This is a genomic window from Microbacterium sp. NPDC012755 (assembly GCF_042901325.1).
In the GTDB taxonomy this organism is placed as follows: domain Bacteria; phylum Actinomycetota; class Actinomycetes; order Actinomycetales; family Microbacteriaceae; genus Microbacterium; species Microbacterium natoriense.
Window position 1 is genome coordinate 2,685,827 of sequence record NZ_JBIBCT010000001.1, and the last position, 15,770, is coordinate 2,701,596.

12 protein-coding genes and 1 tRNA gene are annotated in these 15,770 nt (G+C 70.8%); 8 read left to right on the forward strand and 5 right to left on the reverse strand.

Features of this window, described 5'->3' with window-relative positions; translation table 11 throughout:
• Nucleotides 1-47 precede the first annotated feature (47 nt).
• Both ACFY5A_RS12435 and ACFY5A_RS12440 read right to left on the reverse strand, forming a co-directional pair.
• Nucleotides 48-120 (reverse strand) — tRNA-Arg (locus ACFY5A_RS12435).
• A 16-nt stretch (nt 121-136) separates the two neighbouring features.
• Nucleotides 137-943, reverse strand: a complete 807-nt coding sequence (locus ACFY5A_RS12440) for an SGNH/GDSL hydrolase family protein (protein ID WP_387234418.1) — start codon at nt 941-943, stop codon at nt 137-139.
• A 71-nt stretch (nt 944-1,014) separates the two neighbouring features.
• Between ACFY5A_RS12440 and argS the strand changes: the two genes are divergently transcribed.
• Nucleotides 1,015-2,679 (forward strand): arginine--tRNA ligase, encoded by a 1,665-nt coding sequence (gene argS, locus ACFY5A_RS12445; protein WP_387234421.1) that lies wholly within the window; start codon nt 1,015-1,017, stop codon nt 2,677-2,679.
• 26 nt (nt 2,680-2,705) lie between these two features.
• On the forward strand, nt 2,706-3,554 hold the full coding sequence (locus tag ACFY5A_RS12450) for a DUF2993 domain-containing protein (RefSeq protein ID WP_387234424.1): 849 nt from the start codon (nt 2,706-2,708) through the stop codon (nt 3,552-3,554).
• Nucleotides 3,555-3,578: 24 nt separating this feature from the next.
• Here ACFY5A_RS12450 and ACFY5A_RS12455 read toward each other — a convergent pair whose 3' ends face one another.
• Entirely contained in the window at nt 3,579-4,619 is a 1,041-nt protein-coding gene (locus ACFY5A_RS12455) for a YihY/virulence factor BrkB family protein (protein ID WP_341942454.1), read from the reverse strand.
• Between the two features lie 149 nt (nt 4,620-4,768).
• Here ACFY5A_RS12455 and lysA point away from each other — a divergent pair, with 149 nt between their 5' ends.
• From lysA to prfA, 5 genes are all read left to right on the forward strand, one after another.
• Nucleotides 4,769-6,193, forward strand: a complete 1,425-nt coding sequence (lysA, locus tag ACFY5A_RS12460) for a diaminopimelate decarboxylase (protein WP_341942453.1) — start codon at nt 4,769-4,771, stop codon at nt 6,191-6,193.
• A 90-nt stretch (nt 6,194-6,283) separates the two neighbouring features.
• On the forward strand, nt 6,284-7,588 hold the full coding sequence (locus ACFY5A_RS12465) for a homoserine dehydrogenase (protein WP_105674712.1): 1,305 nt from the start codon (nt 6,284-6,286) through the stop codon (nt 7,586-7,588).
• Between the two features lie 2 nt (nt 7,589-7,590).
• On the forward strand, nt 7,591-8,520 hold the full coding sequence (thrB, locus tag ACFY5A_RS12470) for a homoserine kinase (RefSeq protein ID WP_387234428.1): 930 nt from the start codon (nt 7,591-7,593) through the stop codon (nt 8,518-8,520).
• 178 nt (nt 8,521-8,698) lie between these two features.
• Nucleotides 8,699-10,630 carry a transcription termination factor Rho gene (gene rho / locus ACFY5A_RS12475; protein ID WP_387234431.1) on the forward strand — a complete coding sequence of 644 codons (1,932 nt, stop codon included), beginning with the start codon at nt 8,699-8,701 and terminating at the stop codon, nt 10,628-10,630.
• 11 nt (nt 10,631-10,641) lie between these two features.
• The gene (gene prfA, locus ACFY5A_RS12480) at nt 10,642-11,721 is read left to right on the forward strand and encodes a peptide chain release factor 1 (protein ID WP_105674708.1); all 1,080 of its coding nucleotides are present in this window, start codon (nt 10,642-10,644) and stop codon (nt 11,719-11,721) included.
• 22 nt (nt 11,722-11,743) lie between these two features.
• Here the strand turns inward: prfA and ACFY5A_RS12485 are convergent, their stop codons facing one another.
• Both ACFY5A_RS12485 and ACFY5A_RS12490 read right to left on the reverse strand, forming a co-directional pair.
• Complete coding sequence (locus tag ACFY5A_RS12485) at nt 11,744-12,397, reverse strand: response regulator (RefSeq protein ID WP_387234434.1); 654 nt, start codon at nt 12,395-12,397, stop codon at nt 11,744-11,746.
• Entirely contained in the window at nt 12,394-14,076 is a 1,683-nt protein-coding gene (locus tag ACFY5A_RS12490) for an ATP-binding protein (RefSeq protein ID WP_387234437.1), read from the reverse strand. The genes ACFY5A_RS12485 and ACFY5A_RS12490 overlap by 4 nt, the downstream gene beginning before the upstream one ends.
• Before the next feature lie 145 nt (nt 14,077-14,221).
• Between ACFY5A_RS12490 and ACFY5A_RS12495 the strand changes: the two genes are divergently transcribed.
• Nucleotides 14,222-15,766: a CitMHS family transporter gene (locus ACFY5A_RS12495; RefSeq protein WP_341942449.1), complete on the forward strand. Its 1,545-nt coding sequence runs from the start codon at nt 14,222-14,224 to the stop codon at nt 15,764-15,766.
• The last annotated feature ends 4 nt before the right edge of the window (nt 15,767-15,770 follow it).

Consider the following 15,770-nt stretch of genomic DNA (forward strand, 5'->3'; position numbering starts at 1 on the left):
GGGTTCACATCGCGACGCTCTCGCTCGCACTTCTCAACCCGTGTGTGTGCCCCCGGAGGGATTCGAACCCCCGACCTACGGTACCGGAAACCGGCGCTCTATCCCCTGAGCTACGGAGGCGTACCGATCGACAATATCACTGCTCGGGGGTGGTCTCCGAACCACCCGCCACCGTCACCGGCGCGCCGCCCAGATCCGCGAGCGCGGCGGCGAGTCGCTCGGCCAGGTAGCGGTGTCCTGCGGTGGACGGATGCTTGCGTCCGAGGTCGACGTCGATCACGTCGCGGTAGTTCTGCGGAGTGATCCAGCCGTCTGCGACGGGGGAGATGTACCACCAGCCGCGCGCGGCGGCGAGCGCGGCGAGATCCCTGTCGATGCGCGCCGTCGCGGCCCCCACCGGCAGCTCGTGCGGTGCAGGGCCCAGGATGACGATCTGCGCCTCGGGGTACTTCGCCGCCATCGCGTCCCACGCCGCCGTCACCGCCTCGCGATACCCGGCCGCTCCCTGAGCCCTGTCGTTGATCGAGCCCTGGATGATGATCAGGTCCGGTGTGAGAGCGGGGTCGAGCGCGGCGATGCGCTCGCCGAAGGCGGGGCCGTCGATGCCGGGCTTGAGATAGCCGCTCCCGCGGACGCCGTTCACGATCGTCGTCCCATGCACGAGGTCCGCCAGCAGGTAGGCGTAGCCGAGAGTGGGCTCGCTCGCGGCGGAACCGTACGTCCAGGAATCGCCGAAGACGAGGACGGTCGGATGCTCGGGCAGCGTCAGCGGTGCAGGGGCGATCGTCACCGCATCATCGTGTCCGGCGCCCGCCACGGCTGCGCTCGACGGCCCTGGAGACCACGGCTTCCACACGCCGAGGACCACCGCCGCGAGGACGAGCACGGTTCCGACGGCGAGCCCCGCGAGGAGCAGACGACGACGGTCGAACACCGGATTCATGGCATGACTGTAGATCACGCCGGGTTCGGCGCAAATTCCGACCCGTCGACGCGCCGTAAACTGGGGAGCCTATGAATCCTGAAACGCTCGCCCAAGCCCTCATCGCCGTCCTCGCACCGATCGCCGAGGAACGACGTCCGGGCGAGCCGCTCGGGCTCTCGGCATCCGACATCGTGCTGGATCGCCCCCGCAACCGCGACCACGGCGACTGGGCGTCGAACATCGCCATGCGCCTCGCCAAGCCGTTCGGCACGAACCCGCGGGAGCTCGCCCAGCAGATCGCCGACGGCCTCGCGCAGGTCGAGGGCGTCGCGAGCACCGAGGTCGCCGGCCCCGGGTTCATCAACATCCGCCTGGACGCTGCCGCGGCCGGAGCGCTCGCGAAGGTCATCGTCGACGCCGGCGACGCCTACGGGAGCAACGAGTCGCAGCGCGGCGTGAGCGTGAACGTCGAGTTCGTCTCGGCGAACCCGACCGGGCCGCTGCACATCGGGCACACGCGCTGGGCCGCCCTCGGCGACTCGATCGTCCGGCTGCTGCTCGCCAGCGGCGCGAACGCGGTCCGCGAGTACTACATCAACGACGCCGGGGCGCAGATGGAGCGCTTCGCGCTGTCCGTCGTCGCCGCGGCCAACGGGCGCCCGACGCCGGAGGGCGGGTACCCCGGCGAGTACATCACGACGCTCGCGGGGCGCGTGCTGGAGGCTCGTCCCGACCTGCTGGGGCTGCCCGAGGACGAGCAGCTCGTCGTGGCGCGGGACCTGGCCTATGCGTTCCAGCTCGCCGAGATCCAGGCATCCCTCGGCCGCTTCAACGTGCCGTTCGACGTCTGGTTCTCGGAGCGCACGCTGCACGCGAAGGGCGAGGACGGCACCAGCCTCATCGACCAGGCACTCGACCGTCTGCGCGAGCAGGGGCACGTCTTCGACGAGGACGGCGCGGTCTGGGTGCGCACCACCGACTTCGGCGACGACAAGGACCGCGTGATCCGCCGCTCCAACGGCGAGTACACCTACTTCGCCGCGGATGCCGCGTACTACCTGAACAAGGGCGACCGCGGCTTCGAGAACAAGATCTACCTGCTCGGCGCCGACCACCACGGCTACGTGCACCGGCTGAAGGCCGTCGCGGGGGCCGCGGGTGAGGACCCGGAGAAGAACATCCAGGTGCTGATCGGCCAGCTGGTGTCGATCCGCGGCGCCCGCCTGAGCAAGCGCGCGGGCAACATCATCGAGATGGACGACCTGCAGTCCTGGATCGGCACCGATGCGCTGCGGTACGCTCTCGAGCGCTCGCCCGCCGACTCGCCGCTCGACCTCGACCCCGAGCTGCTGCAGAAGCGAACCAACGACAACCCGGTCTTCTACGTGCAGTACGCCCACGCGCGCACGCACAACGTCGCCCGCAACGCCGCCGACTCCGGTGTCGACCGCTCCGAGTTCGCACCGGAGACGCTCACGCACGAGTCCGAGAGCGCTCTGCTCGGCGCGCTGCAGGAGTTCCCGCGCATCGTCGGCTTCGCGGCAGAGGTGCGCGAGCCGCACCGGGTCGCGCGCTATCTGGAGGAGCTCGCCGGGCTGTATCACCGCTGGTACGACAACTGCCGTGTGATCCCGCAGGGCGACGACCCGATCGAGAGCGTGCACCGCACCCGCCTGTGGCTGAACGACGCCGCAGGGCAGGTGTTACGCAACGGCCTCGACCTCCTCGGAGTCTCCGCGCCCGAACGGATGTGACCTCCCGGGTACGGCAGGATTGGGGCATGAGCGATGAGAACCCGACCCTGCCGTATCCCGAGGCCGATGCCGAGCATCCCACCCTCGTGATCCCCGGAGGGGAGCAGACGGCGGATGCCGCCGCCCCGGCCAGGCGCAAGCGGTGGCCGTGGGTGCTGCTCATCATCGTGGTGGTGCTCGCGCTCCTCGCCGTCGCGGGGGAGCTCCTCGTCCGGGCGATCCTTCCCGGCGTGGTGCGCTCCATCGTCGTGGAGCAGCTCGACCTCCCCGCCGACCAGCAGCTCGACGTCGACGCCGACGGCATCCTGCTGCCGCAGCTCATCGGGGGCCGTCTCGACAGCCTGCACCTCTCGACGGACTCCGTGACGATCCAGGGGATCACGGGCGCCGCCGACGTCACGGCGAAGGGCGTCCCGCTGCGCGGCGGCGATCTCGCCGGAGCCTCCGGCACGATCACCGTCGACGAGAGCCAGTTCACGACGCTGCTCGCGTCCACCGACCTCCCGGTCGATCAGGTCGCTTTCGACGCACCGGACGCCACGGTCAGCGGCAGCGTGCAGGTGCTCGGACTCGCGCTCCCGGTCTCGGTCACCGTGACCCCCGGCGTCGTCGACGGCGACCTGCAGCTGACGCCGCAGGGGATCAGCGTGGGCGGCATCGTGCTCGACGCCGACCGGGTCCAGGACACGCTCGGCTCCGTCGGCGCCGCCCTCACCAAGACGCAGACGATCTGCATCGCCGATCAGCTCCCGGCGGGCATCACGATCACGGGGCTGAAGATCACGGGCACCCGTGCGGTCATCGACGTCGACGTGAACGGCGCCATCGTCACCGACGACAGCCTGCAGCAGCCGGGAACCTGCCCCCGGGGCTGACCCCGTCGGCGCCGCGGTGGTCCGTCAGGGCTTCGCGGAGGAGGCGGCGTCCTGCGCCGCACGGAGCGCCGCGGTCGCGATGGCGAGGTCGACCTCTGCGCGCTGGACCCGCCGCGCCTCGAAGGTCGTGGCGCCGTAGCGGGAGCGCACCCTGTCGCCCTGCTCCTCGTGGAGGGTGACGATGTACGCGCACGCGATCAGGATGACCTGCGCCGACAGGTTGAGCCAGATCAGCAGCGCGAGCAGCGAGGCGAAGGACGCGAGGAGGGGATTGCTCCCGGCTCCGCCGACGAAGAGGCCGGACAGCTCCTGCAGCACGAGAAGACCGACGGCACCGAGCAGGGATCCCGTCCACAGCGTCCGCCTAGAGACCCGCAGTCCCGACAGCAGTCGGAACACGGCCGCGATGAGTGCGGCGTCCATCGCGAAGACGACGAGCAGGGACACCAGCCTGACGCTCCACTCCGCGACCGCGGAGTCGGCGGGGAGGCCGAGCAGGCCGCTGATCCACGTGATGCCGACGCGGCCGGTGACGGTGAGGAAGGCCGCGAGCACGAAGGCCGCGCCGATGCCCACGGCGAGGAGCAGGTTGCGCAGCATCACCCAGATCCAGAGGATGTCGTCCTGCGCCGTGCCGGCGAGAACGCGGACCGCCGTGCGCAGCGAACCGATCGCACCGAGGGCGGAACCGGTCAGCGCGACGATGGAGACGGCGCCCGCGATCGAGAACGAGAGGGGGCGGCGCAGCTCGGACGGCTTCACGACGGCCTCCTCGCCGATCAGGCCGGGCACGACCGCCTGCACGGCGTCGATGATCGCCTTCCACGCGACCGGGTTGCCCGCGAGCCACAGCGCCGCGATCGAGAACCCCAGCAGCACTCCGGCGAACACGCTGAAGAGCGCGCGGTAGGTGACGCTGTCTGCCAGCATCGGGCCCCGGCGCTCCACGTAGAGGAGCGCGGCGCGGACCGGGGCGAGGGTGAGCGCCCCGCGCACGACCGCGGCGACGGCGCGGGGGATCGGACCGGGGCGGGCGGGGCCTGGGGTGTGCTGTTCGGTGCTCATCACGCCCCACCCTACGAGCCGCGGGTCGGTCGGTGCAGGGGATTGACTCGGCACGTCTCCGTGACGGAGGCGATCCGGGGCTTGCCTTAGAATCGGGTCAACTCGACGCGCGCATCCCGTGACGCGCTCCATCCCACGATTGGTGCTCCGTGCTTTCCCCTGCCGACTCGCTCGCCCCTGAGTGGCTCGTCGTCCCCGACGACGCGAACGACCTCGTGCCCGCCGTGTGGCCGTCATCGGCCCGCCGCGACGTCGACGGAGCGCTCACCATCGCCGGACTGTCAGCGACGGGACTGGCCCGGACGTTCGGAACCCCGCTGCTCGTCCTCGACGAGGACGAGGTGCGCTCTCGTGCGCGTGCGTTCCGGCTCGCCTTCGACGCCGCGGCCGGAGAGAACGGCACGACCGCCCAGGTGTACTACGCGGGCAAGGCCTTCCTGTGCACGACGGTGGCCAGGTGGGTGGTCGACGAGGGACTCCGCGTCGACGTGTGCACCGGAGGGGAGCTCGAGGTCGCGCTCGCGGCGGGTGTCGCTCCTGCGTCCATCGGGTTCCACGGCAACAACAAGTCCACGGCCGAGCTGGAGCGCGCCGTCGAGGTCGGCGTCGGATCGATCATCGTCGACAGCGCCATCGAGATCGAGCGCCTCGCGGCCATCACGGCGCGGACGGATGCCGTGCAACGGGTGTTCGTGCGGGTGATCAGCGGCGTGCACGCCGAGACCCACGACTTCCTCGCCACGGCTCACGAAGACCAGAAGTTCGGATTCCCCCTCGCCGAGGCAGAGGTCGCTGTCGCCCGCATCCGCGAGATCCGCGGGCTGGAGTTCGCCGGACTGCACTGCCACATCGGCTCGCAGATCTTCGGCGTCGCCGGTTTCCGCGAGTCGGCCTCCCGTGTGCTGGAACTGCACGCGTCGCTGCTCGAGGGCGGGCCCGTGCCGCAGCTGAACCTGGGCGGCGGCTTCGGAATCGCGTACACGCGGGTCGACGACCCGACCCCGATCGAGACGCTCGCCGGAGAGATCGTGGCGGCGGTCGCCGAGGGGTGCGCCGCTCGCGGCATCGAGATCCCCGCGCTGTCCTTCGAGCCCGGTCGGGCGATCGTCGGCACCGCCGGTGTGACGATCTACGAGGTCGGCACCACGAAGGACGTCGAGCTGGAGTCCGGGGCGGTGCGCCGGTACATCAGCGTCGACGGCGGCATGAGCGACAACGCCCGCCCTGCGCTGTACGGCGCGCAGTTCTCCGCCCGCCTGGCGTCTCGATCGGGGATCGGCGCCCCGCAGCTGAGCCGCGTCGTCGGCAAGCACTGCGAGTCCGGCGACATCGTCGTCGACCACGAGTACCTCCCCGACGACCTCGTGCCAGGAGACCTGCTCGCGGTTCCCGCTACCGGCGCCTACTGCGCGTCGCTCGCGAGCAACTACAACCATGTGCCGCGCCCGCCGATCGTCGCCGTCCGCGACGGCCGCGCGCAGATCATCGTCCGCGGCGAGACCATCGCCGATGTGCTGGCACGGGATGCCGGGATCGACCCGGCCTCCGCCGACGACATCGACATCGAGCGCTGATCCTCCCGGCGCGCGGGCGCGCGACGGCGGACGGCGAGCGAGACACCTCTGAAAGACACCCATGACCACCAGCGACGCAGGAGCGGCGAAATGACAGAGTACAGACGACTTCGGGTGGCGCTTCTGGGCGCCGGAGCCGTAGGGTCCCAGGTCGCGGCGCTGCTGCTGCGTCACGGCGACGAGCTCGCAGACCGCGCGGGCGCCGAGCTCGAGCTCGCCGGCATCGCCGTGCGCAATCTCGACGCCCCTCGTGACGTCGACCTGCCCAAGGAGCTGTTCACGACCGATGCGGAGTCGCTCATCCTCGGCTCCGACATCGTGATCGAGCTCATCGGCGGCATCGAGCCGGCCCGCACGAACATCCTCCAGGCGATCGGCTCCGGCGCCGACGTGGTCACCGCCAACAAGGCGCTGCTCGCGACGCACGGACCCGAGCTCTTCGAGGCCGCCGATCGGGTGGGCGCCTCCGTCTACTACGAGGCCGCCGCCGCGGGAGCGATCCCCATCATCCGCCCCCTGCGCGACTCCCTCGCGGGCGACCGCGTCGTGCGCATCATGGGCATCGTCAACGGCACGACGAACTACATCCTCGACCGCATGGACACCGAGGGCGCCGACTTCGGCGACGTCCTCGCCGACGCGCAGCGGCTCGGCTACGCGGAGGCCGACCCGACCGCCGACGTCGAGGGGTACGACGCCGCGCAGAAGGCGGCGATCCTCGCCAGCCTCGCGTTCCATACGGCCGTCCCGCTGGAGGCCGTGCACCGTGAGGGCATCACCTCCATCACCGCCTCGATGATCGAGGAAGCCAGGGCCGCCGGGTTCGTCATCAAGCTGCTCGCGGTGTGCGAGCGCATCGAGGCGAACGGCGCCGAGTCGATCTCGGTGCGCGTCTACCCGGCCCTGGTGCCGCAGTCGCACCCGCTCGCGAACGTGCACGGCGCGAACAACGCCGTGTTCGTCGAGGCCGAGGCCGCAGGCTCGCTGATGTTCTACGGCGCCGGCGCCGGCGGCGTGCAGACGGCATCCGCTGTGCTCGGCGACGTGGTCTCCGCTGCTCGTCGTCACATCGCGGGCGGCGTGGGCGTCGGCGAATCGACCAGGGCGAACCTGCCCGTCGTCCCGATCGGCCACGTCACCACGCGCTACCAGATCACCCTGCAGGTGGCGGATGCCGCGGGCGTCCTGGCCACCGTCGCCGGAATCCTCAGCGACGGCGGCGTCTCTGTCGCTACGGTCGTGCAGACGGTCGAAGGGGAGTCGGAGCCGACGGCGCGCCTCATCATCGGCACGCATCGCGCCACCGAGGAGGCTCTCAGCGCCACCGTCGACGCTCTGGCCGGCAGCGCGGTCGTCGAGCGCGTCGTGTCCGTGCTGCGCGTGGAAGGCGAGTGACGATGCCCGCCGGCCGCGCCGTCGAGGTCACCGTTCCGGCGACCAGCGCCAACCTCGGCCCGGGGTTCGACACCCTCGGTCTCGCGCTCAGCGTCTACGACTCGCTGCTGGTGACCGAGCTGCCCGCGGGCGAGCTCGAGATCGAGGTCAGCGGATCGGGAGCCGCCGAGATCCCGCGCGACGACTCGAACCTCATCGTCCGCACGATCCGGCACGTCTACGCCGACCTCGGGCGCCCGATGCCCGGACTGCGCATCGTCGCCGAGAACGGCGTGCCGCACGGGCGCGGACTCGGCTCATCGGGTGCCGCGGTGACCGCCGGCATCCTCGCCGCCAAGGGGCTGCTCGCCGGAGACGTCGAGATCGACGACGCCGACCTGCTGCGCCTGGCCACGGAGATCGAGGGGCATCCGGACAACGTCGCGCCCGCGCTCTTCGGGGGCCTCACGATCGCCTGGATGGGGGAGCGGGGTCCGCAGCACAAGAAGCTCCTCGTGCACCGGGGCGTGTCTCCGCTTGTGCTGGTGCCCTCGTACACGATGTCGACGTCGAAGGCCCGCTCGTTGCAGCCTCCGCAGGTGTCGACGGAGGACGCGGTCTTCAACGTCTCGCGCTCGGCGCTGCTCATCGCCGCGCTCATGCAGAGCCCCGAGCTCCTCCTCGACGCCACCGCAGACAGGCTCCACCAGGACTACCGCGCCGAGGCGATGCCGGAGACCCAGCGGCTCGTGCAGGCACTGCGCGCCTCGGGGTTCGCGGCCGTGGTCTCGGGTGCAGGCCCCAGCGTGCTCGTGCTCGCCGACGGACCGGGCAGCCGCCAGGACGCCGTCGAACTCGCCAACCGCGTCACCGACACCCCGTGGGAAGCGCTGCTGCTCGCGGTCGACGTGCGTGGTGGTACAGTGGGGGATCGAGCGGAGGGCTCCACGTAACTGCGTGAATCTGGCCCCATTGCAACTCTGCAAGACCCGCACGCAAATCCTTCAGGCACCGCTCATCTGAGCATCCGGTGCCAAGGCCGGCCGGCGCCGAGCGTCAGCCCGTGCGATCGCGCGCAGCACCCGTTGTGCGCGAGACGCTCATGTCTCCGAGACCAAAGAGGGAGTACTCGTGGAGAATTTCTCCGAGACCCAGAACGACCAGGCGGCACCCGTCGCCGAGGCACCGGCGGCTGCGGCCGCCCCGGCTCGCAAGCGCGCACCGCGCAGGGCCACCACCGCGACCGCCGCGGCGAAGGCCGAGAAGTCCGCAGCGGAGGCACCCGCCGCCGCTGAGGCTCCGACCGCTTCCGAGGCGCCTGCGGCCGACGCCGCAGAGGCCGCTCCCAAGGCGAAGGCCCCTCGTCGCAGCCGTGCGAAGAAGGCCGACGCGGAGACCACCGAGGCTCCGGCCTCGGATGCTCCTGCCGCCGCGCCCGCTGCCGAGGCTCCGGCCGCCGCCGCGGATGCCGAGGCGCCCGCCGCGAAGACCACCACCCGCGCCCGTCGCGGCGCCAAGAAGCCCGCTGCGGAGACCGCCGAGGCGCCCGCCGCTGAGGCCGCTCCGGCAGAGTCCGCACCCGCCGCCGAGAAGCAGGCCGCTCCCGCCGCCGAGAAGCAGGCCGCTCCGGCCGCCGACGGCGCGCAGGGATCCGACTCGGCCGATGCCGCAGACGGCGGCGACGAGCAGGGCGGCCGCGGACGCAACCGCAACCGCAGCCGCAACCGTGGTCGCGGCCAGAACGGCAACGCGCAGGGCGCGAACGAGCCGCAGCAGCAGAGCGTTCCCGCCGACGACGAGCAGGGGTCGGCGAACAGCCGCAACCGCCAGCGCAACAAGCGCCGCACCAACGGCGCCCCGACCGACGAGTTCGAGACCGAGATCGGCGAGGACGACGTCCTCATCCCGATCGCCGGCATCCTCGACGTGCTCGACAACTACGCCTTCGTGCGCACCACCGGCTACCTCGCCGGTCCCAGCGACGTCTACGTCTCGCTCGGCCAGGTCAAGAAGTACAACCTGCGCAAGGGCGACGCGATCGTCGGCTCGATCAAGCAGCCGCGCGAGGGCGAGCAGCCGGGACGCCAGAAGTACAACGCGCTGGTCAAGGTCGACTCGATCAACGGCCTGTCGATCGACGATGCGGCGACCCGCGTCGAGTTCGGCAAGCTCACCCCGCTCTACCCGCAGGAGCGACTGCGTCTGGAGACGGCCCCCGAGAAGCTGACCCAGCGCATCATCGACCTGGTCGCGCCGATCGGCAAGGGGCAGCGCGGCCTTATCGTCGCGCCGCCCAAGGCGGGCAAGACGATCGTCCTGCAGCAGATCGCCAACGCGATCGCGCAGAACAACCCCGAGGTCCACCTCATGGTCGTGCTCGTCGACGAGCGTCCCGAAGAGGTCACCGACATGGAGCGCACCGTCAAGGGTGAGGTCATCGCCTCGACCTTCGACCGCCCTGCCGAAGACCACACGACGGTCGCCGAGCTCGCCATCGAGCGCGCCAAGCGCCTCGTCGAGCTGGGCCGCGACGTCGTCGTGCTCCTCGACTCGATCACCCGTCTCGGCCGTGCGTACAACCTCGCGGCTCCGGCTTCCGGTCGCGTCCTGACCGGCGGTGTCGACGCCTCGGCGCTCTACCCGCCCAAGCGCTTCTTCGGCGCCGCGCGCAACATCGAGAACGGCGGATCCCTCACGATCCTCGCGACTGCGCTCGTCGAGACCGGCTCCAAGATGGACGAGGTCATCTTCGAGGAGTTCAAGGGCACCGGCAACAGCGAGCTGCGTCTGTCGCGCGCCCTCGCCGACAAGCGGATCTTCCCCGCTGTCGACGTGAACGCCTCCAGCACCCGCCGCGAGGAGATGCTCCTCTCTCCCGACGAGGTGAAGATCACCTGGAAGCTGCGTCGCGCCCTCGCCGGCCTCGACCAGCAGCAGGCCCTCGAGGTCGTCCTGGGCAAGCTCAAGGAGACCCACTCGAACGTCGAGTTCCTCGTCCAGATGCAGAAGTCGATCCCCACGCTCCCGTCGGGTGCGCACGGGCACGACAACAACATCCGCTGAGCATCGCCGCCGTGTTCGAGTCCGTCCAGACTCTGATCGACGAGCATCGCCGGGTGCAGGAGGAGCTCTCCGACCCGGCGGTGCACGCCGACGCTGCGCGCGCGAAGCGGGTCAACCGCCGCTACGCGGAGCTGTCGAGGATCGTCGCGGCGTATGACGCATGGGTCGCGGCATCCGACGACCTCGACGCCGCGCGCGAGTTCGCCCGCGAGGACGAGACGTTCGCCGCGGAGGTGCCCGTCCTCGAGGAGGGGCTGCAGGCCGCGCACGAGAAGCTGCGTCGTCTGCTGATCCCGCGCGACCCCGACGACGCCCGCGACGTGATTATGGAGATCAAGGCGGGGGAGGGCGGCGCGGAGAGCGCGCTGTTCGCCGCAGACCTGCTGCGGATGTACGTGCAGTACGCCGCGTCCAAGGGCTGGAAGACCGAGCTGCTCGAGCGCAACGAGTCCGACCTCGGCGGCTACAAGGACGTCCAGGTCGCGATCAAGGGCTCGTCCTCCGATCCGGCGCAGGGCGTCTGGGCGCACCTCAAGTACGAAGGCGGCGTGCACCGCGTGCAGCGCGTGCCGGCGACCGAGTCGCAGGGGCGCATCCACACCTCCACGACCGGCGTGCTCGTGTTCCCCGAGGTCGACGAGCCCGAGGAGATCCAGATCGATCAGAACGATCTGAAGATCGACGTGTTCCGCTCGTCCGGGCCCGGCGGCCAGTCGGTGAACACCACGGACTCGGCCGTCCGCATCACGCACGTTCCGACCGGCATCGTCGTGTCGATGCAGAACGAGAAGTCGCAGCTGCAGAACCGCGAGGCGGCGATGCGCGTGCTCCGCGCCCGACTGCTCGCCAAGCAGCAGGAGGAGCTGGATGCCGTGGCATCCGACGCCCGCAAGTCGCAGATCCGCACGATGGACCGCTCCGAGCGCATCCGCACGTACAACTTCCCGGAGAACCGGATCGCGGATCACCGCACCGGGTTCAAGGCGTACAACCTCGATCAGGTGATGGACGGCGCTCTCGAGCCGATCATCGAGTCGGCCATCCAGGCCGATGAAGAGGCCCGTCTCGCCGCGGTGGGCTCCGAGTCCTGAGCGGGCGCGCCCGCCCTGGGCGTCAGGTGCGCGCTGCGTACCGGTGCTCGGGGCGCCCCGTGGCGCCGTAACGGAGCCGCACCTCCACGACGGTCCTCGCGGCGAGTGCCGCCAGATGCCGTTGCGCCGTCGCCCGCGAGATGCCGACGCGCTCGCCGACCTCGGCTGCGGAGGCCTCTCGGTCGCCGAGAGCGGCGAGCACGAGCTGTTCGGTCGCCGACCGCGACAGCGACACCGGCTCGCCGGCTCCGTGCAGGATCGCCAGAGCTCTGTCCACGTCCTCCTGGCGGAGCGCGCGGTCGCCGGCGAGCAGGTTGCGGTAGCGGACGTACCGATCGAGCAGGCCGGAGAGAGCGCGCCGCTCGAACGGTTTCCTCAGGTAGCCCACCGCCCCCGATCTCAGTGCGCGGCGCACCGTCGGGGCATCGTCGGCTGCGGAGATGAGGATCGCATCCACCCCTGATTCCCGTACGAGCGCGATGCCGTCGCCGTCCGGGAGGAACACGTCCGCCAGCAGGAGGTCGGGGCGGGAGGAGCGGATGCTGTCGCGGGCTTCGGCGAGCGAGCGCACCGTACCCGTCACAGTGAAGCCGGGATGCTCGTCGACGATGCCCTGGTGCAGCTGCCCGACGCGGAAGTCATCGTCGAGGATGAGCACGCGGAGGGGGTCGGTCATGGCTTCTCCTGCTGTTCTGTCTGGTCTGTGCGGGCGGGCTGCTCTGCGCGCGCGGGGTCCACGGCTCCGCCGATCCGGGCGGCGAACACCGCACCGTGCTCGTCGTCACCGGGGTCGATGACCCAGAGGTCCCCTCCGCTGCGGCGGGCGATCTCGGTCGAGAGAGGGATGCCGATGCCGTGACCGTGCACGCTGTCCGCGGCGCCGTCGGCCGACGTCGAGGTCGACAGGGGATCGACCCCGCGCAGACCGGGGCCCGAGTCCGACACCGTGAACACGAGGGCGTCACCGTCGTCCAGCACCGCGACCTCCACCCAACGCGGCGTCCGCTCTCCTGACACGGCTGCGGTGACCGCGTTGTCGACGAGGTTGCCGAGCACGGCGGCCACGTCTTCGGCGGCGCTCACGCCTCCGATCAGCTGGGTGTCCTCGGCGATGCGCAGGGCGACGCCGCGTTCTCCGGCCTCCGCGCCCTTGGCGCCGAGGAAGGAGTGCAGGAACGGGTCGCCGAGGAGGTCGAGTCCCGCGACGGGGAACGCCACCGGGCCGCGTGCGACGAGCTCGCCGAGGAAGGACCTGGCGTCGGCGACACGGTCGGCGTCGATGAGCCCGGCGGCCACGTGCATGCGGTTGGCGAACTCGTGCCGCTGCACGCGCAGCGCGGCCGTCATCGTCCTGACGGTCTCCAGCCGTTCCGTCAGCGCCACGAGATCGGTGCGGTCGCGCACGATCAGCACGTCGCCGAGCGCACGGCCGTCGCGGATGACCGGGCGCGAGTCGAGGTACAGCATCCGGTCTCCGACCAGGGCGCTCGACCGCGCGCGGGCGCCGGTCGTCGTGTCGAGGACCGCGGCGGGCAGGCCCAGCCCGTCGAGTGGGCGCCCGACGGGCGCGTCGAGCCCGAGGAGCCGATCCGCGGCGGCGTTGCTCACGCGCACGATTCCCTGCGGGTCGATCGCGAGCACGCCGTCGTCCACGCCGTCGAGCACCGCGGTCTGATTCTGCACGAGCGCCACGAGCTCCTCGGGCTGGACGCCGAGGGTCAGACGCTCCCACCGTCGGCGGAGCAGAAGGAAGGCGAGGATGGCCAGCCCCAGCGCCCCCGCCGCGGTGAGGGCGATCACGGCGAGCAGCGGCGGCAGATCGTCGAAGACGCCGGCGCGCTCGAATCCGACGCTGACCTCTCCGACGGGGGTCCCGCCCGCATCGCGCACAGGGACCTTCGCGCGAGCGGACTCGCCGAGGGTGCCGGTCTGCCAGTCCACGATCTCGCTGCCGGCGAGCACCTCCTCGTAGGGAGTGCTGACCTCCTCGCCGATGCGCGACGGGGTGGGGTGGGCGAGACGGATGCCGTTGTCGTCGGTGATCACGACGAACAGCGCCCCCGTGCGCGAGGCGACGTCGGTGGAGAGACGCTGCAGCTCGCCGTGACGGAGCGCCTCGGCATCCGGTTCGCGATCGGATGCGGAGATGCGGGCGACCTCTGAGCGGACCTGCGGATCCTCGGCCAGGGTCCTGGCGATGCCCAGCGCGGTGGACTCGGCCTCAGCCCGCAGCTGCTGCACCGCGAGCAGGAGATACACGCCGGTGCAGAGCGCGACGACGAGAGCGACGGTGGCGAGGTGCAGCAGGAGCGCACGCGTCGCGAACCGCGGTCTGGTCGACGTCGTCCTGGGCACTGTGCTCCTCCCGCGCAATATGCGCAGAACCCACGCTACGCGCACAACCGGAGGGAATGCGGGATACCGCACCCTGAGCGTGCCGATTCCCTAGTCTCATCAGGATCCGTCGCCGACGACGGAGCCATGACGAAGGAGTCACCGCATGTCCCACGCACTCACCGGCCTGCTCGCGGCCGCCGAAGAGGCGCCCACGTACGACGTGGCGTTCGTGCCGCCGGAGTGGGTGCTCGTGCTCCTCGGCTTCGCCATGGTGCTGGCGTTCATGACGCTCATCATGACGAAGCGCCTCACGCCCATGGTGGCCCTGATCCTCGTCCCGACGGCGTTCGGGCTGTTCGCGGGGGCCGGACTCGGGCTCGGGGACATGATCCTCGACTCGATCGGCAAGATGGCGCCCACGGCGGCGCTGCTCATGTTCGCGATCATGTTCTTCGGCATCATGATCGACGTCGGACTGTTCGATCCGCTCATCCGGGTGATCACCCGCGTGCTCGGCGACGACCCGGCGAAGGTGGTGCTCGGCACGGCCATCCTCGCCGGCGCGGTGTCGCTCGACGGCGACGGCTCGACGACCTTCATCATCACGACCTCGGCGATGCTGCCCATCTACCTCCGCCTCGGCATGAGCCCGGTCGTGCTCACCTGTGTGGCCGGTCTCATGAACGGCACCCTGAACATCGTGCCGTGGGGAGGGCCGACCGTGCGTGCGGCGACGGCGCTGGGACTGCAGCCGACCGACATCTTCGTGCCGATGCTGCCCGCGCTCGGCGCCGGGCTGATCGTGACCCTCGGCTTCGCCTGGATCCTGGGGCTGCAGGAGCGCCGCCGCCTCGGGCGCCTCGACTCCGACGGGCTGCTCACGGGCGGCGACGGCGGTGCGCTGGCCACGGTGCCGAAGATCTTCCGCGGTGCGGAGCCCAAGCCCGGCGCCAGGGCGGCGCTTCGCACCGGCAACATCGTGGTGGTGGCCGGTGGACACGGTCCGGTCGCCGCGGCCAGCGTCGACCCGGCTGACACGGCGATGGCCGACACGATGCTGGATCCCGCCAGGCCCACGCTCCGCCCGAAGCTCATCTGGTTCAACCTGGTGCTCACGCTCGCCGTGATGGTGCTGCTCGTGCTCGACATCATGCCGCTGCCGTACGTCTTCATGGTGGGCGCCGGGATCGCCCTGCTCATCAACTTCCGCGGGATCAAGGACCAGGCGTCGGAGATCGTCGCCCACGCGCCGAGCATCGTCGGCGTCGTCTCGATGGTCATCGCCGCCGGCGTCCTCGTCGGGGTGCTCACCGGCACCGGCATGGTCGACGCCATGGCGAACTGGATCACGAACGTGCTCCCGCCCGCTCTCGGCCCGTTCCTCGCCCCGATCACGGGCATCCTGTCGATCCCGTTCACGTTCTTCATGTCGAACGACGCCTTCTACTTCGGCATCCTCCCGGTGCTCGCGCAGAGCGCCGCGAACTTCGGCATCGATCCGGTGGAGATGGCGAGGGCCTCGATCACGGGGCAGCCGGTGCATCTGCAGAGCCCTCTCGTCCCGGCGATCCTGCTGCTCGTCTCCCTCGCGAGCGTGAACCTGGGCGATCACCACCGCAAGGTGCTGTGGCGTGCGGCGATCGTGTCGCTCGTGATGCTCGGGGTGGGCATCCTGACCGGCGCCATCCCGTTCTTCGCGGCACAGTGAGCGC

What these genes read in the sequence shown, in the direction of transcription:
- ACFY5A_RS12440 (WP_387234418.1), bottom strand. Translation starts at nt 943, where the DNA reads ATGAATCCGGTGTTCGACCGTCGTCGTCTGCTCCTCGCGGGGCTCGCC.
- ACFY5A_RS12485 (WP_387234434.1), bottom strand. Translation starts at nt 12,397, where the DNA reads ATGACCGACCCCCTCCGCGTGCTCATCCTCGACGATGACTTCCGCGTC.
- thrB (WP_387234428.1), top strand. Translation starts at nt 7,591, where the DNA reads ATGCCCGCCGGCCGCGCCGTCGAGGTCACCGTTCCGGCGACCAGCGCC.
- argS (WP_387234421.1), top strand. Translation starts at nt 1,015, where the DNA reads ATGAATCCTGAAACGCTCGCCCAAGCCCTCATCGCCGTCCTCGCACCG.
- ACFY5A_RS12495 (WP_341942449.1), top strand. Translation starts at nt 14,222, where the DNA reads ATGTCCCACGCACTCACCGGCCTGCTCGCGGCCGCCGAAGAGGCGCCC.
- ACFY5A_RS12450 (WP_387234424.1), top strand. Translation starts at nt 2,706, where the DNA reads ATGAGCGATGAGAACCCGACCCTGCCGTATCCCGAGGCCGATGCCGAG.
- ACFY5A_RS12455 (WP_341942454.1), bottom strand. Translation starts at nt 4,619, where the DNA reads ATGAGCACCGAACAGCACACCCCAGGCCCCGCCCGCCCCGGTCCGATC.
- ACFY5A_RS12465 (WP_105674712.1), top strand. Translation starts at nt 6,284, where the DNA reads ATGACAGAGTACAGACGACTTCGGGTGGCGCTTCTGGGCGCCGGAGCC.